General features: G+C 74.1%; 21 protein-coding genes and 1 tRNA gene. 10 read left to right on the top strand and 12 right to left on the bottom strand.

Features of this window, described 5'->3' with window-relative positions:
- A partial coding sequence (locus ABT381_RS28200) for a universal stress protein (protein ID WP_351599388.1) occupies window positions 1–418 on the bottom strand: 418 nt, incomplete at its 3' end.
- 227 nt (window positions 419–645) lie between these two features.
- On the opposite strand from ABT381_RS28200, the gene ABT381_RS28195 reads away from it, so the two are divergent.
- On the top strand, window positions 646–1920 hold the full coding sequence (locus ABT381_RS28195) for a methyltransferase (protein WP_351599387.1): 1275 nt from the start codon (window positions 646–648) through the stop codon (window positions 1918–1920).
- 2 nt (window positions 1921–1922) lie between these two features.
- Here ABT381_RS28195 and ABT381_RS28190 read toward each other — a convergent pair whose 3' ends face one another.
- Window positions 1923–3497 (bottom strand): glycosyltransferase family 39 protein, encoded by a 1575-nt coding sequence (locus ABT381_RS28190; protein WP_351599386.1) that lies wholly within the window; start codon window positions 3495–3497, stop codon window positions 1923–1925.
- A gap of 138 nt (window positions 3498–3635) precedes the next feature.
- Here ABT381_RS28190 and ABT381_RS28185 point away from each other — a divergent pair, with 138 nt between their 5' ends.
- A complete protein-coding gene (locus ABT381_RS28185; RefSeq protein WP_351599385.1) occupies window positions 3636–4514 on the top strand; it encodes an alpha/beta fold hydrolase in 879 nt (292 codons plus the stop codon).
- Window positions 4515–4594: 80 nt separating this feature from the next.
- Here ABT381_RS28185 and ABT381_RS28180 read toward each other — a convergent pair whose 3' ends face one another.
- The 5 genes from ABT381_RS28180 to ABT381_RS28160 form a co-directional block, all read right to left on the bottom strand.
- On the bottom strand, window positions 4595–5242 hold the full coding sequence (locus ABT381_RS28180) for an STAS domain-containing protein (RefSeq protein WP_351599384.1): 648 nt from the start codon (window positions 5240–5242) through the stop codon (window positions 4595–4597).
- Window positions 5243–5552: 310 nt separating this feature from the next.
- Complete coding sequence (locus tag ABT381_RS28175) at window positions 5553–6092, bottom strand: hypothetical protein (RefSeq protein WP_351599383.1); 540 nt, start codon at window positions 6090–6092, stop codon at window positions 5553–5555.
- A 333-nt stretch (window positions 6093–6425) separates the two neighbouring features.
- Window positions 6426–7223, bottom strand: coding sequence for a Crp/Fnr family transcriptional regulator (locus ABT381_RS28170; protein ID WP_351599382.1), 798 nt, complete (start codon window positions 7221–7223; stop codon window positions 6426–6428).
- 70 nt (window positions 7224–7293) lie between these two features.
- The gene (locus ABT381_RS28165) at window positions 7294–7944 is read right to left on the bottom strand and encodes a chemotaxis protein CheB (RefSeq protein ID WP_351599381.1); all 651 of its coding nucleotides are present in this window, start codon (window positions 7942–7944) and stop codon (window positions 7294–7296) included.
- A 108-nt stretch (window positions 7945–8052) separates the two neighbouring features.
- A tRNA-Val gene (locus tag ABT381_RS28160) sits at window positions 8053–8124 on the bottom strand.
- 233 nt (window positions 8125–8357) lie between these two features.
- On the opposite strand from ABT381_RS28160, the gene ABT381_RS28155 reads away from it, so the two are divergent.
- Window positions 8358–9617: a coiled-coil domain-containing protein gene (locus tag ABT381_RS28155; protein ID WP_351599380.1), complete on the top strand. Its 1260-nt coding sequence runs from the start codon at window positions 8358–8360 to the stop codon at window positions 9615–9617.
- Window positions 9618–9693: 76 nt separating this feature from the next.
- On the opposite strand, the gene ABT381_RS28150 is transcribed toward ABT381_RS28155, so the two are convergent.
- Window positions 9694–10068 carry an ANTAR domain-containing protein gene (locus ABT381_RS28150; RefSeq protein WP_351599379.1) on the bottom strand — a complete coding sequence of 125 codons (375 nt, stop codon included), beginning with the start codon at window positions 10066–10068 and terminating at the stop codon, window positions 9694–9696.
- Window positions 10065–10280 carry a hypothetical protein gene (locus ABT381_RS28145; protein WP_351599378.1) on the bottom strand — a complete coding sequence of 72 codons (216 nt, stop codon included), beginning with the start codon at window positions 10278–10280 and terminating at the stop codon, window positions 10065–10067. Before ABT381_RS28145 ends, ABT381_RS28150 begins: the two co-directional genes overlap by 4 nt.
- Before the next feature lie 134 nt (window positions 10281–10414).
- Between ABT381_RS28145 and ABT381_RS28140 the strand changes: the two genes are divergently transcribed.
- From ABT381_RS28140 to ABT381_RS28115, 6 genes are all read left to right on the top strand, one after another.
- A complete protein-coding gene (locus ABT381_RS28140; RefSeq protein ID WP_351599389.1) occupies window positions 10415–10765 on the top strand; it encodes a helix-turn-helix transcriptional regulator in 351 nt (116 codons plus the stop codon).
- Between the two features lie 143 nt (window positions 10766–10908).
- Window positions 10909–11577, top strand: coding sequence for a DUF4383 domain-containing protein (locus ABT381_RS28135; RefSeq protein ID WP_351599377.1), 669 nt, complete (start codon window positions 10909–10911; stop codon window positions 11575–11577).
- Window positions 11578–11622: 45 nt separating this feature from the next.
- Window positions 11623–12807, top strand: coding sequence for a galactonate dehydratase (gene dgoD / locus ABT381_RS28130; protein ID WP_351599376.1), 1185 nt, complete (start codon window positions 11623–11625; stop codon window positions 12805–12807).
- 102 nt (window positions 12808–12909) lie between these two features.
- A complete protein-coding gene (locus ABT381_RS28125) occupies window positions 12910–13548 on the top strand; it encodes a bifunctional 4-hydroxy-2-oxoglutarate aldolase/2-dehydro-3-deoxy-phosphogluconate aldolase (RefSeq protein ID WP_351599375.1) in 639 nt (212 codons plus the stop codon).
- Entirely contained in the window at window positions 13545–14519 is a 975-nt protein-coding gene (locus ABT381_RS28120) for a sugar kinase (RefSeq protein ID WP_351599374.1), read from the top strand. The genes ABT381_RS28125 and ABT381_RS28120 overlap by 4 nt, the downstream gene beginning before the upstream one ends.
- A gap of 52 nt (window positions 14520–14571) precedes the next feature.
- Entirely contained in the window at window positions 14572–14784 is a 213-nt protein-coding gene (locus ABT381_RS28115) for an FmdB family zinc ribbon protein (protein ID WP_030618155.1), read from the top strand.
- A 60-nt stretch (window positions 14785–14844) separates the two neighbouring features.
- Here ABT381_RS28115 and ABT381_RS28110 read toward each other — a convergent pair whose 3' ends face one another.
- From ABT381_RS28110 to ABT381_RS28100, 3 genes are read right to left on the bottom strand one after another with little or no spacing between them, the layout of a single operon-like run.
- Window positions 14845–15660, bottom strand: a complete 816-nt coding sequence (locus ABT381_RS28110) for an HAD family hydrolase (protein WP_351599373.1) — start codon at window positions 15658–15660, stop codon at window positions 14845–14847.
- An 11-nt stretch (window positions 15661–15671) separates the two neighbouring features.
- Window positions 15672–18149, bottom strand: a complete 2478-nt coding sequence (locus tag ABT381_RS28105; RefSeq protein ID WP_351599372.1) for a phosphoribosyltransferase — start codon at window positions 18147–18149, stop codon at window positions 15672–15674.
- Window positions 18142–19320 (bottom strand): HpcH/HpaI aldolase/citrate lyase family protein, encoded by a 1179-nt coding sequence (locus tag ABT381_RS28100; RefSeq protein WP_351599371.1) that lies wholly within the window; start codon window positions 19318–19320, stop codon window positions 18142–18144. The genes ABT381_RS28105 and ABT381_RS28100 overlap by 8 nt, the downstream gene beginning before the upstream one ends.
- A 272-nt stretch (window positions 19321–19592) precedes the next feature.
- Between ABT381_RS28100 and ABT381_RS28095 the strand changes: the two genes are divergently transcribed.
- Window positions 19593–20304 (top strand): TerD family protein (locus ABT381_RS28095; protein ID WP_351599370.1); only part of this gene is annotated, 712 nt, incomplete at its 3' end.

Genomic DNA, 20304 nt, shown 5'->3' with positions numbered 1-20304 from the left:
CGCCGCCCCGGTCCGGGCGCGGCACGACCACGACGGGGCAGGCGGCGTGCGCGGCACAGGCCATGCCGTTGGAGCCGAGCAGCAGGCTGGCGAAGCCGCCCCGGCCGCGCGAGCCGAGCACCAGGAGCTGCGCCTCGTCGCCGAGCGCGGGGAGGATCGTGTCGGTGAGGCCGTTGAGGCTGCGGAACTCGACCTCCGGCGGCCCGGCATCCCCGGCCAGCTGCTGCCGCAGCTCTTCCAGTACGGGGTCGCCGGTGCCCGCCTCGGCGTCGGCGGCGCGGGCGGCGGTGACGTACGGCCAGACGTGCACGACCTGCAGTGGCGCGGAGCGGAGCCGGGCCGCCTCCGCCGCCCAGCGCACCGCGCGCTCGCTGTCCGGGGACCCGTCCACCCCGACGATGACCGGCATGCTGTCCATGTCTGCCTCCCTGCGTTCCGCCGGGCTACCCCGCACGGGAAGTACGGTGCCAGCATGCATGACAGGCGATATAGGCGTGCATTCCGGACAGGCGGGACACGGTCGGCCAGCCGGCCGGGTGTGCCGGAGCCGGTAAAGTCGAACGTCCCCGCACCGCCCCGCCTCTGGGGCGTGCCCCTCCTCCGGGACGCGCCCTCCATCGGCCGTGCCGCCTGATCCGGGACGTCATGAACGCACACCGGCCCCACGCCGCCACCGCCGCCGACCCCTCGGCCCCCGTCCTCACCTGGGAGGAGTCGGGGGTGCGACGCTCCGCCCGCTGGCGTTCGGAGAACGGCGCGGCGCCGCCGCGGCGGGTCGAGATCGCCGACGACCGGACGAAGGCCGACGCGGCGTACAAGCTGGCCTGCGAGGGCACCGCGCTGCTCTGGCGCGGCGACTTCCACAACGCCCGCCAGCTGCTGGCCGCGCTGGCCCGTCGGATCGACCGCCGCCCCCGCAAGCCGGCCCCCGCCGACGACCCAGCCCGCGCCTTCCACCTGCACCGCGCCGCGCAGAGCCAGCGCGCCCGCATCCTCGGCATGCTGCTGGTGCCGCTCGACGCCGAGTACGGGGTCCCGCTGCACCGCGCCCCCGACGTCCGCGCGGCCTGCGCCCGGGCGTACGGCCCCGCCGCGCCGCACGCCTCCGGTGCTCCCGACGCCTCCGATGCGCCGGGCGGCGACGGTACGGATTCGGCCGTCATGGAATCGGTCGTCACGGATTCGGCCGTCACGGATTCGGTCGTCTCGCTGCGCGAGCTCCTCGGGCTCGTCGGCGCGTACGAATGGCACCGCAAGGGCGTCGAGATCCCCGCCCTCGGCGGCGAGCGCGTCCACCCGGACTACGGCGTCTTCTCGCCCCAGCGCGGCGAGTACGTCGACCTGGTCGCCGAGGCGCCGCTGCCCGGACAGCCGCCGGCGCTGGCGTTCGACATCGGCACGGGCACCGGCGTACTCGCGGCGGTACTGGCCCGGCGCGGCGTCCCGCGCGTCATCGGGACCGACCAGGACCCGCGCGCGCTGGCCTGCGCGCGGCAGAACGCCGAGCGGCTCGGCGTCGCCGACCGGGTGGAGATCGTCGAGGCGGACCTCTTCCCCGCCGGGCGCGCCCCGCTGGTCGTCTGCAACCCGCCCTGGGTACCGGCCAAGCCGACCTCCTCCGTGGAGTACGCCGTCTACGACCCCAACAGCCGGATGCTGCGCGGCTTCCTCGCGGGGCTCCCGGAGCATCTGACGCCGGGCGGCGAGGGCTGGCTGATCCTCTCCGACCTCGCCGAGCACCTCGGGCTGCGCACCCGCGCCGATCTGCTCGCCCTCTTCGACGCGGCCGGGCTGACGGTCCTCGACCGGCTGGACATCGCACCGCGGCATCCGCGCGCCCGCGACACCGCCGACCCGCTGCACGCGGCCCGCGCGGCGGAGGTCACGTCCCTGTGGCGGCTGGGGGCCGCGGCGAGCTGAGTTCAGGGCTGCTTCCGTACGTAGACGTCGACGCGGCGGCCGCGCGTCTCGGTGCTGCCAATGCGCGCGAAGTGCCGTGCCAGTACGCGCTGCTTCGTGGCCTCGCGCGCCGGTACCGGCCGGGAGGCGGGCGGTGCGGCGTCCGTGACCAGCACGATCCGGCGGTGCGCGAGCATCTCGGCCCGTATGCGCGCGGGCGGGTGCTCAACCCCCTTGAGCGTGCCGCCGGCCACCGGCCCCTGCCGCAGCGCGAGATCGTCGAGTCCCGCGAAGGCCGCCGGGCTCACCAGCTCCGTGTCGCGCCGCGCCGCGGGGAGGAAGACCACCCCGTCGCCGCTGATGCTCCGCGCGGCGACCACCTCGGCGGCCCGGAGGACGTCGTCCACCCGGCTCTGCGGGCTCCGCAGCCCGGTCTCGACGGGCAGCAGCGCCAGGAAGCCGAGCGCCGTCACGCCCGCGAGCAACGCCCCGCCGGGTATGCGTAGCCGTACGGGAAGACCGCGGACCGCGAGCGCCCGTACGGCCGTCGCGACGGCCAGGCCGGCCGGCAGCGCGAAGCCGATGTTGGTGAAGAGCACGTAGCGGTCGAGGTAGAGCGGGCGTGCCAAGGAGGCCAGCAGCAGGCCGGCCTGCGGGACGGCGAGCAGGGGGAGCGCGACGGACGCGAGGGAAAGCGCGGGCACAGGGCGGGTCTTCCGGATCTTCCCGGGGCCGCACGGGACGCGCGCGCAGACCAGGCCCGCGAGCACGAGGGCGGCGATGCCCAGCAGCGTGGTCCAGGCGACCGGCTTGATCCATGACACCTGTTCGGCCTGCGAGCGGCTGGCCAGTACGAGGGGCAGCGCCCCGGCCACCGCGAGCCCCGCCGCTCCGCACCAGCGCACGAGGACGCCGCGCAGGCCACGGCGGCGGGCCAGCAGCACGGTCACCGCGTGGGCGGGCAGCACCAGCAGCGAGAACCAGTTCAGCAGCGCGGCGCACAGCACGGCCGCGGCGTAACCGGCCCACCAACCGCGGCTCTTCCGGGCCGCGTCGGCGCCGCGGACCAAGAACCAGGTGGCGGCCGCGACGCACGCGGTCACCAGGGCGTAGGAGCGGCCCTCCTGGGCGTAGTGCTGGATGTTGGGGATCAGCGCGAGGACGAGCCCCGCGGCCAGTCCGGCCCACGGCCCGGCCAGCCGCCGCCCGGTGGCCGCCGTCACCGCTGCGGCTGCCGCGACGGCCAGTACCGACGGCAGCCGCAGCGCCACCAGGTTCGGCCCGCCGAGCGCGAAGGCGGCGTGCATCAGCGCGTAGTAGACCCCGTGCACGACGTCGACCTGGCCCACGAGGTGCCAGATCTCCGGCAGCGAACGCCGGGCCGCCTGCCAGGTCGCCGCCTCGTCCCGCCACATGCTGTGTTCGCGGGTGATGCCCCAGCAGCCGAGCGCCAGCGCGAGCAGCGCGGGGACCGCGGCGACCAGCGCGGCACGGGGCGCGGGCCACCGGTCCGCCGGCCCTGCACGGCGAACGGTGCGCCGGGGAACCAACTGGCCCGGGGGGCTGTCTATGGGGGCAAGGGCGGCATCTGAGGACATGAACTGCACACTACATCGAGTGTATACACGCAGCGTATACGGATTCGGACGCGTGCGCCGCGGACGAGCGAAGTGACCGACTCCGCCCGATCTCTCCCTCCCTTCCCCTCTCCACGGCAAAAGTGTGATCATGACACCATGAGCAGCGATATGAGGATGTCCGCAGACATCGAGCCGGAGTGGTTCCCCGAGCCGGGCGTCGCGTCGGGCACCGCCCCCGTGGCGGGCGGCGAGCTGTACTACGAAGCGGCGGGAGCGGGCCCGGCGGTGGTGCTGCTGCACGAGGGCATGCTCGATCTGACCATGTGGGACGAGCAGTTCGAGTGGCTCGCGCGGTCCGGGTACCGGGTGATCCGGTACGACGCACGGGGCCACGGCCGTTCCTCCGTCGTCGACGGGGAGTACGCCCACCACGAGGACCTCCGGGCGCTGCTCGCCCATCTCAGCATCGCCCGCGCGACGTTGGTGGGGCATTCGCACGGCGCGCGCGTCGCGCTGGACAGCGCGCTGGCCCACCCGGACGCCGTCGCCGCTCTGGTACTGGCCGCGCCCGGCATCAGCGGCCGCGCGTTCTCCGACCCGTTCCTGCTGCACCACATCAGGGAGCAGGTGGCGGCGGTGAGCGCGCCGGGCGGCGTGACGCTCTTCATCGAGCACTTCCTGCGGATGTGGGTGGACGGCCCGCACCGCGAACCGACGGCCGTGGACACCGACTTGCGCGAGCGGATACGGGTGACGGCCAGGGCCACCGTGCGGGCGCACGCCGAGGGGATGGGGCGCGGCACGGCCCTGGAGGTCGGCGCGGCGGACCGACTGGCGGAGATCGGAGTGCCGACCCTCGTCATGGACGGCGACCTCGACAGCACCGACATTTCGGCCAACGCCCATGCGATTGCCCTCGCGGTACCGGGCGCCCGACGGGCCCGTATCCCGGCCGCCGGCCACCTGGTGAACCTGGAGAACGCCGCACTGTTCGACCGCGAACTGGCCGAATTCCTACGGGGCGCCGCGTACTGACGCTGACGCGCCTCGGCCCCCGCGGAGGGTTGCCGCTCCCGCGGGGAGCCGGGTCGCGTGCCGCCCGGCGACGGGCGGCGTCAGATGCCGGGCAGTACGTCGTCGTCCACCTGCTCGACCAGCTCGAAGGACTCGCGCAGGGCGGCCAGTTTGAGCAGGCGGAGCACGATGGGCCGGAGATTCATGAGCGCCAGCCGGCCGCCCCGGGCCGTCACCTGGTCCCGCAGCCGGCAGAGCAGGTCCAGGCCGCTGCAGTCCATGAACGTGACGTGCCGCAGATCGATCACCATGGCCTTCTCACCGGGCCCGGCGTTCCTGCCGCCGACGTCGCAGCAGCCCGCGAACACGCCCGAGCGCCCGTCGTACCGCACTTCGGGAAGAAATCCGGGAAGGGCGGCCGGAACCCCGCTCGTCAGCGGAATCATTTCCGCGGGCGCTCCGGGCCGGACTTCGGGACGCGCGTCCGGAGGGAGTTCCGGGTGGGCTTCGGTCCGGACGTCGGGGCGGGCTTCCGGAAGGGCCTTCACGCGCGGAAGTATCCGCGGAATCACCCTCGGCGTCCTCGGCACCGCACGGGCCCGAGGAGCGGGAAATATCGCGGACCGCCGCAGCGCGTACAGCGCGTGGAGCGCCAGCAGAACGTCGGCTTCGATGCGCAGCGCCATGGCCAGGTCGAGTTCGCCATGAAGTGCGAGAACGACCAGGTCGCCACCACGGCGAACGGTCACCTGCACATCGGCGTCGCTTCCCCCCACGTCACCCCCAGTTGTGCTTCAGGCCGTATCACGAACACGGCGACGGGCCGGTACGCACCAGGGTCTGGGATGCACAGGCACCGTAACCGCGCCCTGCAACGCAGAATCGATCAGGCATGACAGAACGCCACTGACGGGTGAATTTTATCCATATCGCTTGACGGCAAGCCAGGCTCAGACAGTGGCCGAATGGCGGCGAAAAACACCGCGAAGGGGAGCAGAACTCTGCATTTATGCAGACATTCCCCGGTCACCGGAAAGCATAAAGCAGGACGGTGAACGGTCAACCCTCGGCGGCCATATCCGTGGTGACGACCTCGGGCCTGCCGCGGGCCCCGGACGCGAGCGGAACGACCGGCAGCGGAACGACGTCTGCCGAGCCCTCCTGCTCCGGGCCGCTCGGCGCCAGTTCGGCGACCACCGGGAACGGCCGGCGGAAGCACACCTCGAGCGAGCCGTCCGTCCGGTGGTGCACGCACAGCCGCCCCGCACCCGCGTCCCCGGCACCCTGCCGCTGCCCGGGTTCCTCGTCCTCGGGGGGCTCGTCGACCCGTACCGCGCACTGCCCGTCGTCGATCTCGATCGTGAGGCGGTACGCGTCCGCGCTGCCGTGAGTCAGCATGTAGGCCGTCGCCCGGGCCAGGTCCGAGACCAGGGACGCGCTCCCCTCCGCCGGCACGCCGAGCGCGTCCAGCACCGCGCAAGCCAGCACGGTGGCCTCCTTGTCGCTACCGGGCCGTCGTCGTGCGCTGAGCGCCCAGCGGAACGCGGGGGCTCGGCCGGCGGCCGGGGACATACGGGAGGCGGCCGTACTCTGCTCCATGGCCGGACCCTGCTCTCCTTCGGAAGTGGACTCGGGGGCCTGTCCGCCGGGGAATCCCACCGGCACTCGCCACTGAAAGGGCGCGCTGAACAGGCGCGACCGGGGTCCGGGGCCACTCCGTTTCACCATAGAACTCACGATCGACGCGGAACCCGCCAATTCCGGCCACTTCGGCCCTGGACCACCTCACTCGCACGCTGTTCCTGCCGTCCGTCACACGTGCCCCTCCCGTCGCGCTCCCGGCGCAGGAAGTCACCACACCTGCATAACCGACAGAAAGGACACCGGCGTCCTCCTTACGGCATGACCGGCTTCCCGCGCGGCGACCGCTGCTCAGGCGTGGCCCGCGGCCGGCGGGAACGCGGTGTCGATGACCTCCCGCAGGGCCCGGTAACAGCTGCACGCCCGGGCCTCCAGGCGCGCGCGGTCCAGCACGGTGATCGTGCCGCGGCGGTACCTGATGCACCCCTCCTCGGCCAGCGCGCCCGCGACCTCGCTCACCGAGGACCTGCGCACCGAGAGCATCCGGGCGAGGAATTCCTGGGTGAGCACGAACTCGTCGCTGTGCATACGATCGGCGGTCATCAGCAGCCAGCGTGCGCAGCGTTGCCGGGTGCGGTGGCTGCGGTTGCAGGCCGCGTTCCGTGCCAGCTGGGTGAACATGGTCTGGGTGTAGCGCTGCAGCACCTGCTGGAACGCGCCGTCCACCACGGCCATCTCGTGCCGGAACCGGTCGGCGTCCATCCGCAGCCCCCACCCGGCGACCTGGCACGTGGCCCGCTCGGTCGGGGTGCCGACGCCCAGGAACACCGGAAGCCCGACCAGGCCCTCGTCGCCGACGGTGGCGACCTCGACGCTCGTCCCCTCCGGCTCGGCGCCCGGCTCATCCGGCTCGGCGCCCGGTCCGTCCGGCGCGCTCGGTCCGTCCAGCTCGGCGAGGAGCGAGCACACGCCGCGCACCGGGAACCACAGCGCCTCGATCCGCTCGCCGGGCCGGTACAGCACGTCCGAAAGCTTCATCTCGACCGGCTCCAGCCCGGACCGCAGCCGCTCCAGCTCCGGCTTCGGCAGGGCGGCGAGCAGCCGGTTGTCCAGTAGCGCGTCGGCACCACCCGTCGCGTTGCCCGCCATGGCGCACTCACCCTTCGGTCCGGCCGGCACTCGGGTCGCCGGCAGTTCCCTCCGGTTCATCCTCCGGCACTCAGCCGGCGACCGCCGGTGGGATCACCGCCGCCCAGGGCGGCAGCGACACGCGCATCAAGCCTGCGGCGCCCGGCGCCATCACAAGGCTGACCAGCGCGTGCGCCAGCACCGGCAAGGGGAGTACGAAGTCTACGCAGCCGGTGGCGATCGCCGCGCTGGGCATGCCGAAGGCCTCCGCCGTTCCGGCGTCCTGGGCGAGCACCCGGCCCCCGGCGCCCCGGATGTGCCGCGCCCCCAGCGCCCCGTCCTCCAGCCGCCCGGTCAGCACCGCCGCCAGCACCCGCGACCCGAACGCGGCAGCGGCCGAGGCGAACGTCGGATCCGCCACCTGACGGCCGTCGACGGCGCGCAGCGACACGTCCCCCGTCGGCGTGAAAACGGCCGACCGCCCCGCCGGCACGACATGCGCGACACCCGGCGCAAGCCGGTCCTCGTCCCCCAGCAGCCGCACCGGCAGCGCCGAGCGGTACCCCAGCACCTTGAGCAGCCCGTCCTGCTCCCGCACCGGCCGGTGCTGCACCAGCACCACCGCGGCCGGAAACCCCTCGGGCAGCGCCGCGAGCACCTCCCGGTAGGCGCTCACCCCGCCCAACGACGCGGCGAGACACACCACATCGAACGCGGCAGCCCGCTGCCCGGTACCGAACACAACGCCACTCCAATCCACCGCCCCGACACCGTCCGCCGTCCAGCCGCCCCGAAGACGGTCAAGACGCCGAAGACCCCCAGCCGAGCCGGCTGGGGGTCTTCACACATGTGGGCACAACAGGATTTGAACCTGTGACATCTGCTTTGTAAGAGCAGCGCTCTACCGCTGAGCTATGCGCCCGGATGAACCGACAGACTACCTTGCCTGCGGGGATGGTTCGCAAACCCGTGGGGCGGTCGGTCCGGATGCTGAACCTACCGGCCGGTGTGTTCGTCCGTACAGGGTGGGAGAATGGCTTCGGGCCTGGGGCGACGCGAGCGGGAGAGGGTTGTGACGGCGACACACACGCGGCCGTACGAGCAGCGAGCACGTCGTCGGTGCCCGTGCCGGCCGCGGCGACAGTCGGTGGGGGGATGATGGCGTTCGCCGGTGGCGGTACCAGACGGTGGTTCGGGCGCGGGGAGAGTCAGCGGGCGGAGGCGCAGGCGGCGAAGGACGCCGCGGCGGCCGCTTTCTACGAGCTGGACACCGCGCAGCGGGACCTGCGGATCTCGATCGAGACGATCACGGCGGTGGACGACTCGCCGGGCGCGCGGCGGGCCGCCGAGGGGTATGCGCAGCTGGGGCAACGGATCGACGAGGTCAGCCGGACGTACATCGCGGCCGTGGACGCGCACGACCTGGACCGGGACGACCTTGATGGCGCCGCCGCCTCGCGGGCGCGCGCCGATCTGACCCGGGCCAAGGACGAGCTGACGGCGGTCGGCAAGGAGCTGGAGCGGTTCGCGCAGGGCCTCGGGCCGCTGCTGCAGTCCGCGGAGACGCAGCTCGCGCGGTTGGCGCCGGCGGTGGAGCGGGCGCGGCAGGCGCTGCTCGCGGCGACCCAGGCGCTGGACGCGGTGCGCGCGAGCGGCCTGAAGGCCGACGATCTCGCGGCCCGGCTGGCGGCGCTGTCGCCCGAGCTGACCAAGCTGAACCAGGGGGCCGGGCAGCACGGCGTGCAGGAGACGATCCAGCGCGCCGACGACGTACTGCGCCGGGCCGAGGCCGTCCGTACGGAGGCGGAGCGGCTGCCGGAGAAGGCCGCGGACATCGACAAGCGGCTGGTGTCGCTGCGGACCCGGGCGCAGGCGATCACGACGCGCGCGGGCGGGGTCGATCCGGTACTGAGCGAGCTGCGGCGGCGGTACAGCGCGGCGTGCTGGCAGGACCTGCAGCAGGTACCCGACCAGGCGGCGGACGCCGTGCGGCAGGCCGAGACGAAGCTGCGGGAGGCGCAGCGCGCGCGGGACGAGCAGCGGTGGGCGGACGCGACGAGTCTGCTGGCGACCGTACGGGCGCTGCTGAACACGACGGACGAGGCGGTGTCGGCGGCCGGGGACCGGCTGCGGCGGCTGGACGAGGTGTCCTTCGACCGGCAGAAGGAGGTCGAGCGGACACGGTTCGCGATCCGGGACGCGCAGCGGCTGGCGATGGCCGGGCGCAGTACGCCCGATCCGCGGCACGCGCGTCCGCTGGACGAGGCGGTGGCCCGGCTGGAGCGCGCGGAGGCCGGGCTGGAGGGCAGCCGGCATCCGGACTGGTGGCACTTCCTGACCGAGACGGACGCGGTGCGGGAGACCGCGGCGCGGGTGGTCCGGACGATCCGCGAGGAGCGGGGCGGCGGGAGCTGAACCGTTCCGTTCGTGAGGCGCCCCACCGCCGGCCGGGCCGGTGAGGCGCCGGCCCGGCCGGTGGTGGCGTCCGCCTTCACTGGTGTTCCGGGGCGGTGTTGCACAGGGTCGAGGGGCCCGGCTGGGGCGTGACGTTCGGCAGTGTTGTGTGGGCCTTGGCGACCGCGACTCTGAGCTCGTGGTGCACGGCCTCGGACAGCGTGCTTCCCTGGGCCGTGCCCACCAGCTCTCCGGCCAGGCGGTGCAGTTTGGTGTTGGTGTTCTGCGAGGCCGCGACCAGGACGTCCCAGGCCGCCTCGGGGCTCAGCCCGAAGGAGGCCATGAGGATGCCGCGGGCCAGGTCGATGGTCGGCCGGGTCTGCATCGCCCGCCGCAACTGGGCGACCAGGGCGCGCAGGTCCTGGTCGGTGTCCTCGGGCGGGTTCACATCGTGGTCTTCGCGGTGCGTCATGTCTTCGCCGTCCGGGTGGGGGTGGGTAACAGGTCCCGGCTGCCGGTCAGGTCGAGCGGCCGCTCGACCGCGGGGCTGCTGGAGCGGAGGTCCAGGTCGATGCCGTCGGCCGAGCGGTAGAGGGTCCGGCGCAGAGCGGGGCGGAGCTCTTGACCGGCGTCGAGGGCCGGCTCTCCCCGCACCGCCACGCGCGTCCGGTCGCCGTCCGGCATGGCCTCTCCCTTGCGTGTGCCTGCGTGTCCGTCTGCGGTCCCAGGCTGCCTTCCGCGCCCATACACGTCAACCAATACCGGAAATGCAGTACGTGTTTTTGAACTCACGCATGTGGGGTCGCTACGGTTGGGGGATGGATGGAGTGCCCGAGCCACACGCCGGATGGACGTTTGTCACCAACCACGCACGGGTGCTGGCAGCCATCGCCGACAACCACAGCGCCCGCATCCGTGACATCGCCGCTCACTGCCGGCTCACCGAACGTGCCGTGCAGAAGATCATTGCCGACCTGGAGCAGGACGGTTACCTCTCTCACACCCGGGAGGGACGCACCAACACCTACCGGATCGACCCCAGCAAAGTGCTTCGGCACCCGGCCGAATCCGGGCTGACCGTGGCCGCGCTGCTCTCCCTGCTCGTCCATGACGAAGCCGGCCGCTCCCCGTCGCCCGACGCGAACGGCCGACGCCGCGCACCGGCCTGAGAGCCCGACCGTCACGACTGGCTGCCGGTCCGGCCCGCACGGCTTGCTGCCGGTGGGATGGCGTCCCGCCGCCCCGGGGCGGAAGCTGGAGAGAGGTACGGCAGTACGGCCCTGGCGGTCACTCTGCGCAAAGGAGGCCGGACATGACTGCTGGCCACGCCCTTCACGGGCCCGCCCGCACCCCGCGGCGGCACGCTCCCGGACGGCACATCCCCGGGCGGCACGCCCCTCGGCGGCACACCAAGCTCGACGAGCATCTGCCCGTCGACCACCGGCTGAGCACGGTCTACCGGGTCGGCGCCGGGCTGATGGGGCTGGTGCTCGTCGCCTTCGGCGTCCTCGGTCTGATCGACCGGATCGGCTTCTTCGACACCGGCGGCGACACGGTCGCGGGCCTGAACACGAACGGCGCGCTGAGCGTGCTGTCCATCCTCATCGGCCTGCTGCTCTTCGTGGGGATGGTGATCGGCGGGAACTTCGCCTCCACCCTCAACACCGTGCTCGGCCTCGCCTTCCTGCTGAGCGGCTTCGTCAATCTGGCGGTCCTGGAGACCGGCTTCAACTACCTCGCCTTCCACCTCCAGAACGTCCTGTTCAGCTTCGTGGTCGGGCTGATGCTGCTGGTCTTCGGCATGTACGGCCGGGTCAGCGGCGGCCTGCCGCACGACAACCCGTACTGGCTCGCCCGGCACCCGGAGGCGGTGCCCCGCTCCGCCCGCCCGACCCCGCAGCAGGCCGCGCTCCTGCGCAAGACCGAGCGCGAGGCGCAGGAGCGGGAGGCGCGGGAGCGGGAGCGGAATCCGGGACGGTAGGCCACCGGAGAAAGCGCAAGGACGAAGGACGACAGGAGGCCGCGGTTGGCAGCGGGACGGATTGCGCGGGTCGAGACGTTCCTGGTGCCGCCGCGGTGGCACTTCGTGCGCGTCGAGACCGAGGACGGCGTGGTCGGGTGGGGCGAGCCGGTGGTCGAGGGGCGCGCGGAGCCGGTGCGCGCCGCGGTCGGCGTGCTCGCCGAGTACCTGGTCGGGCGGGACGCGTCACGCATCGAGGACCACTGGCAGGTGCTGACCAAGGGCGGCTTCTACCGGGGCGGCCCGGTGCTGTCCTCGGCCGTCGCCGGGCTGGACCAGGCGCTGTGGGACATCAAGGGCAAGACGTACGGCGTGCCCGTGTACGAGCTGCTGGGCGGGGCGGTACGGGAGCGGGTGCGGGCGTACGCCTGGGTGGGCGGTGACGAGCCCGCCGAGGTCAGGGACGCGGTATCGGCGCAGGTGGCGGCCGGTTTCACGGCAGTGAAGATGAACGGCTGCGGGCGGCTGACGCCGGTCGCGACCCGGGCCGAGGTACGGGACTGTCTGCGGCGGGCCGAGGCCGCGCGCGAGGTGCTGGGGGACGAGCGGGACTTCGGGCTGGACTTCCACGGGCGGGTCTCGCCCGCGAACGCGCGCCGGCTGCTGCCGCTGCTCGCCGAGTACGCGCCGATGTTCGTGGAGGAGCCGGTGCTCGGCGAGTACGCCCACGAGGGGACGCTCGCCGGCCTGGTGAACGCGCCCGGGTCCGGCATCCCGATCGCGCTCGGCGAGCGGCTGTACTCGCGGCGGGAGTTCCTGGAGCCGCTGCGGGCCGGGGTGGCGATCGTGCAGCCGGACGTGTCGCACGCGGGCGGGATCTCGGAGCTGCGCCGGATCGCGGCGCTGGCGGAGACGTACGGGGCGCAGCTCGCCCCGCACTGCCCGCTGGGCCCTGTCGCGCTGGCGGCCTGTCTGCAGCTCGCGTTCACCACCCCGAACTTCCTCATCCAGGAGCAGAGCATCGGCATCCACTACCACCGGGGTGCGGACGGGCAGCGCGGCGCCGAACTGCTGGATTACGTGGTCGACCCGGAGCCGTTCCGCTTCGAGGGAGGCTCCCTGCTGCGGACGGCCCGGCCGGGGCTGGGCGTGGACGTCGACGAGGCGGCCGTACGCGCCGCCGACCGCAGGGGGCACGCCTGGCGGAACCCGGTGTGGCGGTACGAGGACGGGTCGTTCGCCGAGTGGTGAGGTCGGTGTCCGCACCCTGGTCGGCCCGGGTCCCTCGGTGCGGCGCGCGGTGATTCAGAATGGGCGGCACGTACCGCCCCCGCCGCACCCACCGGGAGAACCATGGACTTCAGCGCAGCGCTCCGGGCCGGGCGACTCGTCGCCATCATCCGCGGCAAGGACCCCGAGGCGTCCTTCCGTACGGTCATGACCCTCGTCGAGGAGGGGGTGCGGCTCGTCGAGGTGTCCCTCAGCGGTACGGACGCGCTGGGCGTCATCCGGCGGGCGCGGCAGGAGCTGGGGCCGGACGCCTGGCTCGGCGCGGGAACGGTCACCACCGCTGAGGACGTCGAGCGGGCCGCCGAGGCCGGCGCGAACCTGGCGGTCACGCCGGGGCTGGGCGCCGGCGTGGACGAGTGCGTGCGCCGGGGGCTGCCGGTGGCGGCCGGGGTGCTGACGCCGACCGAGGTGATCGCGGCGGAGGCGGCGGGGGCGACGGCGCTGAAGCTCTTCCCCGCGTCGTTCGGCGGCCCGGCTTACCTCAAGGCGCTGCGGGCGCCCTTCCCGGAGCTGCCGTTCGTGCCGGTCGGCGGGGTGGACGCGGCGGCGGCCCGCGCGTACCTGGCGGCAGGCGCGGTGGCGGTGGGCGTCGGCTCGCCGCTCATCGGGGACGCGGCGGACGGCGGCGACCTGAGCGCGCTGCGCCGCCGGGCCGCCGACTTCCGGGCGGTGTGCGCCGAGGGTGCGGAGGGGCTGGCGTGAGCGGTACGGACGCGGCCGGGCCGGAGGTGCTGACCCTCGGCGAGACCATGGTCGCGCTGCGCGGCAGCGGGCCGCTGAAGCTGGGCGGCACGATGCAGGTGTCCGTCGCGGGCGCGGAGAGCAACGTGGCCATCGGTCTGGCCCGGCTCGGGCACCCGGTGCGCTGGGCGGGCGCGGTCGGCGACGACGAGGCCGGGCAGCTCGTGCTGCGGACGCTGCGGGCCGAGGGCGTGGACGTCTCGGGCGCGTCGACGGACGCCGGCGGCGCGCCGACCGGGCTGCTGATGTTCGAGCCGCGGCTGCCCGAGGTGACGCGGGTGCACTACTACCGGGCGGGCTCGGCCGGTTCGCGGCTGCGCGCGGACGCCGTAGAACGGGCGTTCGCGGCAGCGCCGCCGCGCGTCCTGCACCTCACCGGCATCACCCCCGCGCTGGGCCCCGAGGCGCGGGATGCGGCCGAGCGGGCCCTGCGGCTGGCCCGCGCGCACGGCAGCACGGTCTGCCTCGACGTGAACTTCCGGTCCCGGCTGTGGAGCGCGGAGGCGGCGGCCGAGGTGCTGTGCGCCTGGGTGCCGTCCGTGGACGTACTGATCGCCTCCGAGGACGAGCTGCCGCTGTGCCTGCCGGAAAGCGCGGCTTCCCTGGAGTTCCAGGCCGAGTTGCTCCTGAAGGCCGGGCCCGGCGAGGTCGTGGTCAAGCTCGGCGCGGCGGGCGCCACCGCCTACACGGCCGACGGGCCGCGGCACGCGCCCGCGAAGGCCGTACGGGCGGTGGACGCGGTCGGCGCGGGCGACGCCTTCGTGGCGGGGTACCTCTCGGCCCTGCTGGACGGCGATCCTGTGGCCGGGCGGCTGGAGCGCGCGGTCACCACGGGCGCGTTCGCGGTCGCCTCGCCCGGTGACTGGGAGGGCGCCCCGACCCGCGCCGAGCTGGGGATGCTGGGCGCGGCGCCGGGCACGGTCGTGCGCTGAGCGCCGGTGTCCGGGCGGGCCTCCGCCCGGCCGCACGCCGTATTCTTGGGCCATGCCCCGATACGAGTACCGCTGCCGGTCCTGCGAGACGACCTTCGAGGTCAGCCGCCCGATGGCCGAGTCCGCCGCGCCGGCCCCCTGCCCCGAGGGCCATGCCGACACGGTGAAGCTGCTGTCGGCCGTCGCGGTCGGCGGTACGGCCGCGGCACCGGCCCCGAGCGGGGGCGGAGGCGGCGGCTGCTGCGGGGGCGGCTGCTGCGGCTGACGGCCCGCCGGGCGTACGGCTGACGCCGGGCCGAGCGGCGGCGCACGGGTCGGCTGCCTCTCAGTAACTCCCCACTTCCCCCAGGAACGCCCGCAGGATCTCCTCCCCCGCCGCCACGCCACGCTCGTCCAGCGCCGTGACGTGCGGGGCCGACCAGCCCGCGTCGGCCAGTTCGCCGTGGCCAGGGCGCCAGCCGCGGTCCGCCGCCAGCAGCAGGTCGGCGTCCAGCAGGGAGTCGCCGGCCGCGAGGACGCGCTCGGCGCCCGCGCGGCGCGCGGCCTCCCGGACCGCCGCGCTCTTCGTGAGCGGCTTCGGCACCGCGTAGATCTTGCGGCCCTGGAGGGAGACGGTCCAGCCGCGCACCTCCGCCCAGCCCGCGAGGTCCTTCACCCAGGTCTCCGGCAGCCGCGCCCGGTCGACGACGAGGTACGCGAAGAGGTCCTCGGCGGTACGTTCCTTCAGCAGCCAGGCCGGGTCCGCGGTGGCCAGCAGATGTGCCCGTACCTCGTCGAGCGGGGCGCACTCGGCGGCCAGCCGGGCCGCGACCGTCCGCTGCCAGTCCCGGTCGGACTCCCCGTTGACCAGCAGATGGCCGCCGTTCGCGCAGACCGCGAACTCCGGGACGGGACCCGGGAGATGGATGCGGGCGTACTGCTCGCGGGTGCGGGTGGTGGCCGGGACGAAGCGGGCGCGGCGGGCGGCCGCCAGGGTGGCGAGCAGCGCGGCCGCGGTCTCGGTCAGGTACGAGAGCGGCTTGTGGTCGTACACCTCGACGCAGAGCAGGCGGGGTGCCCGCGCGTCGGGCACGGTCAGGCCGAGCGCGGCGGCGGAGTAGATGAGCGTACGGTCGAGGTCGCTGGCGACCAGCGTGGGCATCGGTGAGCCGGTCACTCGGCCGCCACCGCCCTGCCGTCGGCGCCGGTCGCGCCGCGGGTGTAGCGCGGGTGGATCAGTCCGACGCAGCTGTACGGCAGGCCGTCGGTCTCCTCCACCGGCACGCCGCGCTGCTCCGCCAGCAGCCGTATGTGCGTGAGGTCCGCGCCCGCGCCCTTCCTGGCGAGGATCTTCCAGGGGACGCGGCGCAGCAGGACGCGGGTGGTCTCACCGACGCCCGGCTTCACGAGGTTGACGTCGTGGATGCCGTACTCCTCGCTGATCCGCTCCACCGCCGCCCAGCCCTCCCAGGTGGGCGCGCGGTCGGCGGCGAGCAGCGCCGCGGCGTCGGCGCGGGCTTCCGCCGCGACCTCGTCGAAGCGGGCCGCGACGGTGTCGAGGAAGTGCTGCGAGACGTCCGTGTCCGCCAGCTCGCGGTAGAACTTCGCGCCGTGGAAGTCGTCCGGGCCGACCAGGTCGGCGCGCAGCACCGTGCGGGATATCAGGCCTGAGACCGTGGAGTTCAGGCAGGCGGAGGGGATGAGGAAGTCGTCGCGGGTGCCGTAGGTGTCCACGCAGCCGCCGGGGTCGGCGAGCACCGCGATCCGCGGGTCGAAGGCCGCGCCGGGGAAGTCCCGGAGCGCCTGCGCCAGTTCGCGGGTGATCGCGCCCTTGCCGGTCCAGCCGTCGACGAAGACCACGTCGGCCGGGTCGTGGTGGGCCGCGAGCCAGCGCAGCGCGGTGGTGTCGATACCGCGGCCGCGGACGATCGATATCGCGTAGTGCGGCAGGTCGAGGCCGTGCGCGTGCTGCGCCCAGCGGCGCATCAGGACGCCGACGGGGGTGCCTGCGCGGGCCAGGGAGACCAGCACCGGGCGGGGCGACCGCTCGGCGAGCACCGTTTCGGTGACGGCGCCGACGGCCCGGGCGATGCGCGCCGCCGAGGTGTCCAGGGCGGCGCGGAAGAGCGCCTGGTACTCCTCGCTGGGCTGGTACTCCACCGGCAGCGATTCGGCGTAGTGCGCGCCGCCGCGCTGGATCGCCTCCTCGCGCTCCTCGGTGGGTGCTTCGAGGGAGACCTCGGAGAGGTCCTGCAGCAGCCAGCCGACGTCCTCGGGGGCGTAGGAGGAGAAGGCGGGGCCGCGCAGCGGTCCGGCTCCCGGCGCGTACGCGGGGACGACGCCGAGCAGGACGTGGTCCGTGTGCGCGGCGAGGGACGCCAACAGGCCGCCGGGGGCGTGCAGTTCGGGGGTGTCACCGGCCGAGTCGACCAGCGCGACGACCGCGTCGAAGCGGCGGCCGGGGTCCGCGCCGGGCGCGACGTTGTACGCGTACCGCTCGCCGGGGCCGTCCGCCGGGCGGTCGTGCGCCGGGAAGACGAGCTTCGTACGGATCGCGTAGCCGGGGTCGTCCACGGCGAGCACCGGGGAGCGCGTCGTGGTGGAGAAGCGGACCTCGGCGGGCAGCGCCTCGTCCAGCGCGCCGGCCACCCGCAGCGGCGCGTACATCAGCTCTTCGTTGCCGAGGACGAGGACCCGGGCGTCCGCGCGGAGCCCGCGCTCGCCCAGCGCGGCGGCGATCCGGGCCGCCATGGCCGGCAGGGCGGCCTCCAGCCGGGCGCGGTGCTCCGGGGTGAAGCCGTGCCGGCCGCCGTCCGGGAGACCGGCGGGCCACTCCAGGGCGACCCGGGTGACCTCGGCCGCGTCCGGGGCGGCGGGGACGGGGGCGGGCTCCGTGCCGTACTCCGCCACCAGCGCCCGGCCCCGCTCCAGTACGTCCGCCGGGAGCCCGGCCGTGCCGGCGGCCAGCGCGACCAGGTCGACGCGCGCCCCCAGCTCGGCGGCGAACTTCTCCAGGTGGGCGCGGTCCGCCGCGGACCGCATGTCGGTCAGGGCGACGATCACGTACCGCGGGCGGGGGTAACGGGCGTGCAGGGCCGCGATGGTGTTGAGGACCGTGCGCCCGGTGGAGAACTCGTCGTCGACCAGGACCAGCGGGCCGTCGCCGGTGAACAGGGCGCGGTCCTCGGGGAGCAGCAGATGCGAGGTGGCGTGGCTGTGCTCCTCCTCGAAGCCGCCGGCCTGCTCGACGCCGCGCACCGGGCGGCGGGTGGAGTGCACGTACGTCGCGAGCGCCAGGCCGTCGGCGACGCTGTGCCCGAGCCCGGTGGCGGTCTCGGCGTACCCGAGGACCACGGCCCGCGCGGCGGCCGCGTCGCCCAGCAGGGCGCGGACCCGGCGGCCGAGGCCGTGCCCCGCTTCGTACACCACGGCGGGCCGCTGCGGCACGTGCTTGCCGAGCACCTGCGACACGAGCAGATGGGCCCGCTTCGGATTGCGCCGCAGCGCGAGCCCCAGCAGCCCGGACAGTCCGTCAGCGCTCTCGGAGCCGGGCTCACCGGCCGGCCCCGCCGCGCCCTTCAGTTCGACCCCGAGCCGCTCCGCGACCCATTCGCCGGTCCACACCACGCCGTTATTCCCTCTCTCATGCATGCGGCACGCTCGCCGCCAGCAGTTCCACGAAGCTGACGCCCTCGCGCGCGACGCCGAAGACCTCGGCGCGCAGCAGCGTGCGCTCCGCCCAGGCGCGGTGCGGCTTCACCTCGTTCATCTTGTTCGTGTAGGCGGAGCGCAGGACGCCGCCGCCGTCGCGCTCGGGGCGCAGGATGTCGGCCGCGTCGCTGAACTCCTCGTGGCTGACGACCGACAGCGCGTGCACCGGGGGGACGTGCGAGGGGTGGATGCAGGTCTTGCCCTGCAGGCCGTTCGCCCGGTCCAGCTCGATCTCGCGCAGCAGGCCGTCCATGGCGTGCTCGATGAGGGAGGTGCGCAGCTCCTCGGCGCGGCCCCGGAAGGGGCTCTGCCGCAGCTGCGGCTTGAACATCCGCTCGTGCAGCCGGAAGTACTCCCAGACCGGCCCGGTGACCGTGAAGCCGCTGCCGTCGGCGCGGCCCAGGACGTTGACGACGTCGGCGATCACGGACGCGACGATCCGTACGTCGTACGCGGTCATGTCCGGCGCGCGGCGCAGGCCGTACGCGGAGCAGAAGTCCGTGACGCCGAGGCGCAGCGCGAGGACGCGGTCGCGGTAGGCGTCGACGGCGCGGGCGATGCCCTGCAGGGTCTCCGTGCGGCTCTCCAGGTGCAGCAGCTCGGGGGACTCCAGGACCGGCATCGCGAACAGCCGCCGCCCGCAGGCCGCTTCGGCGGCGGCGAGGGCCTCCAGGAACGGCACGCCGCGCAGCGCGGTGAACTTCGGCAGCACGAATCCGGAGAGCAGCCGGACAGCGGGGCCGAGCCGCCGGGTCAGGTCCGGTATCTGGTCGGGGGTGCGGACGCGGATGAAGAGAAGGGGAAGCGGACTTTCCGGGTCCCTGGCCTCGATTTCGGCCAGCTCGGTGAACTGCCGTACGAGATTGTCCTCACCGGCCGCCACGTCGCCGTCGCCGATGGAGTCCTCCAGGCACAGCACCATCGACACGACGCCGCGCGCGGCCTGCTTGATCACGTCGGCGGCCAGCCGTGACCTGGTCGCGGGGCTGTAGAGGGTGGCGCCGAGCGCGACGGCGAGCAGCCGCTGCGGGGAGTCGGCGGTGAACTCCGCGGGCTCCTGGTGGAACAGCGTCGCGCGGAGGCCCGGCGGCAGGTGTCCGAAATGACGCATACAACTCCCCGTGTGCGGGCGGGATTCGGCCACCCCTGCGGTTCTTTCTCCGGCTTCCGGTGTCTGGATCCGGTCGGTAATCGTACGTGTGAGCCCCTATGGAAAGTTCCCGCGCAGGTGAAAATCACGTGACGCGCGCCCGGCCGGCGGGGGCCGCGCATCCTGTCTGCGGGGGCCGCGCGCCCTGCCGGGCGAGGCCGCGCGCCGCCGTTTCCGCACGCCGTCGGTCCCCCGCGTTGTCCGCCGCCCCGCTCAGCAGGCAGGATGACGTCATGACGCACGCCATGCAGAAGGGGTCGAACGTGCCCCTCGACGCCACTGCCGTACGCGCCGTCCTGCGCTGGACGCCGGGCACGGAAGTGCCCGATGTGGACGCCTCCGCGCTGCTGCTGGGCACCGACGGGCGGGTGCGCTCGGACGCGGACTTCGTGTTCTACAACCAGCCGCGGCACCCCAGCGGCCTGGTGCGTCATCTCCCCAAGAAGCAGCTGTCCGACGCGCTGACCGACACCGTCGAGGCCGACCTGTCGGCGCTGGACCCGTCGGTGGACCGGGTGGTGCTGGCCGCGTCGGCGGACGGCGGCCCGTTCGGGCGGGTGCCGGATCTGCGGGTGGTGCTGTACGACGCGACCGGGGGCGACGGGGAACCACTGGCGGTGTTCGAGGTGGAGCCGGAGACCGGCGAGGAGACCGCGCTGATGTGCGGCGAGCTGTACCGGCGGGCGGACGCCTGGAAGTTCCGCGCGCTGGGCCAGGGGTACGACAGCGGCCTGGTGGGGCTGGCGACGGAGTTCGGCATCTCGGTGGACGACGGCGAGGACGCGGCGGACGACGCCGTGGAGCCGGCCGGCGCCGCACAGGGGGCCGACGGGGCGACGGCGGCGCAGGGAGCCGTGCCGGGCGCCGACGACGCGACCCGCGCGGTGCCCCAGCCGCCGGCGGCCGGCTCCGAGGACGTCACGCGTGCCGTGCCGGTCCCGGTGC

Source organism: Streptomyces sp. NPDC000151, from assembly GCF_040301705.1.
Lineage (GTDB): Bacteria > Actinomycetota > Actinomycetes > Streptomycetales > Streptomycetaceae > Streptomyces.
The sequence above is the reverse complement of the archived record's forward strand: the minus strand, read 5'-3'. Positions and strand labels throughout refer to the sequence as shown.

Bases quoted from the DNA above. Each gene is read 5' to 3' on its own strand.
- ABT381_RS28190 (WP_351599386.1), bottom strand. From the start codon at position 3,497: ATGTCCTCAGATGCCGCCCTTGCCCCCATAGACAGCCCCCCGGGCCAG.
- ABT381_RS28105 (WP_351599372.1), bottom strand. From the start codon at position 18,149: ATGCATGAGAGAGGGAATAACGGCGTGGTGTGGACCGGCGAATGGGTC.
- ABT381_RS28195 (WP_351599387.1), top strand. From the start codon at position 646: ATGAACGCACACCGGCCCCACGCCGCCACCGCCGCCGACCCCTCGGCC.
- ABT381_RS28185 (WP_351599385.1), top strand. From the start codon at position 3,636: ATGAGCAGCGATATGAGGATGTCCGCAGACATCGAGCCGGAGTGGTTC.
- ABT381_RS28175 (WP_351599383.1), bottom strand. From the start codon at position 6,092: ATGGAGCAGAGTACGGCCGCCTCCCGTATGTCCCCGGCCGCCGGCCGA.
- ABT381_RS28100 (WP_351599371.1), bottom strand. From the start codon at position 19,320: ATGCGTCATTTCGGACACCTGCCGCCGGGCCTCCGCGCGACGCTGTTC.
- ABT381_RS28145 (WP_351599378.1), bottom strand. From the start codon at position 10,280: ATGCCGGACGGCGACCGGACGCGCGTGGCGGTGCGGGGAGAGCCGGCC.
- ABT381_RS28150 (WP_351599379.1), bottom strand. From the start codon at position 10,068: ATGACGCACCGCGAAGACCACGATGTGAACCCGCCCGAGGACACCGAC.
- ABT381_RS28110 (WP_351599373.1), bottom strand. From the start codon at position 15,660: ATGCCCACGCTGGTCGCCAGCGACCTCGACCGTACGCTCATCTACTCC.
- ABT381_RS28135 (WP_351599377.1), top strand. From the start codon at position 10,909: ATGACTGCTGGCCACGCCCTTCACGGGCCCGCCCGCACCCCGCGGCGG.
- ABT381_RS28140 (WP_351599389.1), top strand. From the start codon at position 10,415: ATGGATGGAGTGCCCGAGCCACACGCCGGATGGACGTTTGTCACCAAC.
- ABT381_RS28115 (WP_030618155.1), top strand. From the start codon at position 14,572: ATGCCCCGATACGAGTACCGCTGCCGGTCCTGCGAGACGACCTTCGAG.
- ABT381_RS28155 (WP_351599380.1), top strand. From the start codon at position 8,358: ATGATGGCGTTCGCCGGTGGCGGTACCAGACGGTGGTTCGGGCGCGGG.
- ABT381_RS28170 (WP_351599382.1), bottom strand. From the start codon at position 7,223: ATGGCGGGCAACGCGACGGGTGGTGCCGACGCGCTACTGGACAACCGG.
- ABT381_RS28125 (WP_351599375.1), top strand. From the start codon at position 12,910: ATGGACTTCAGCGCAGCGCTCCGGGCCGGGCGACTCGTCGCCATCATC.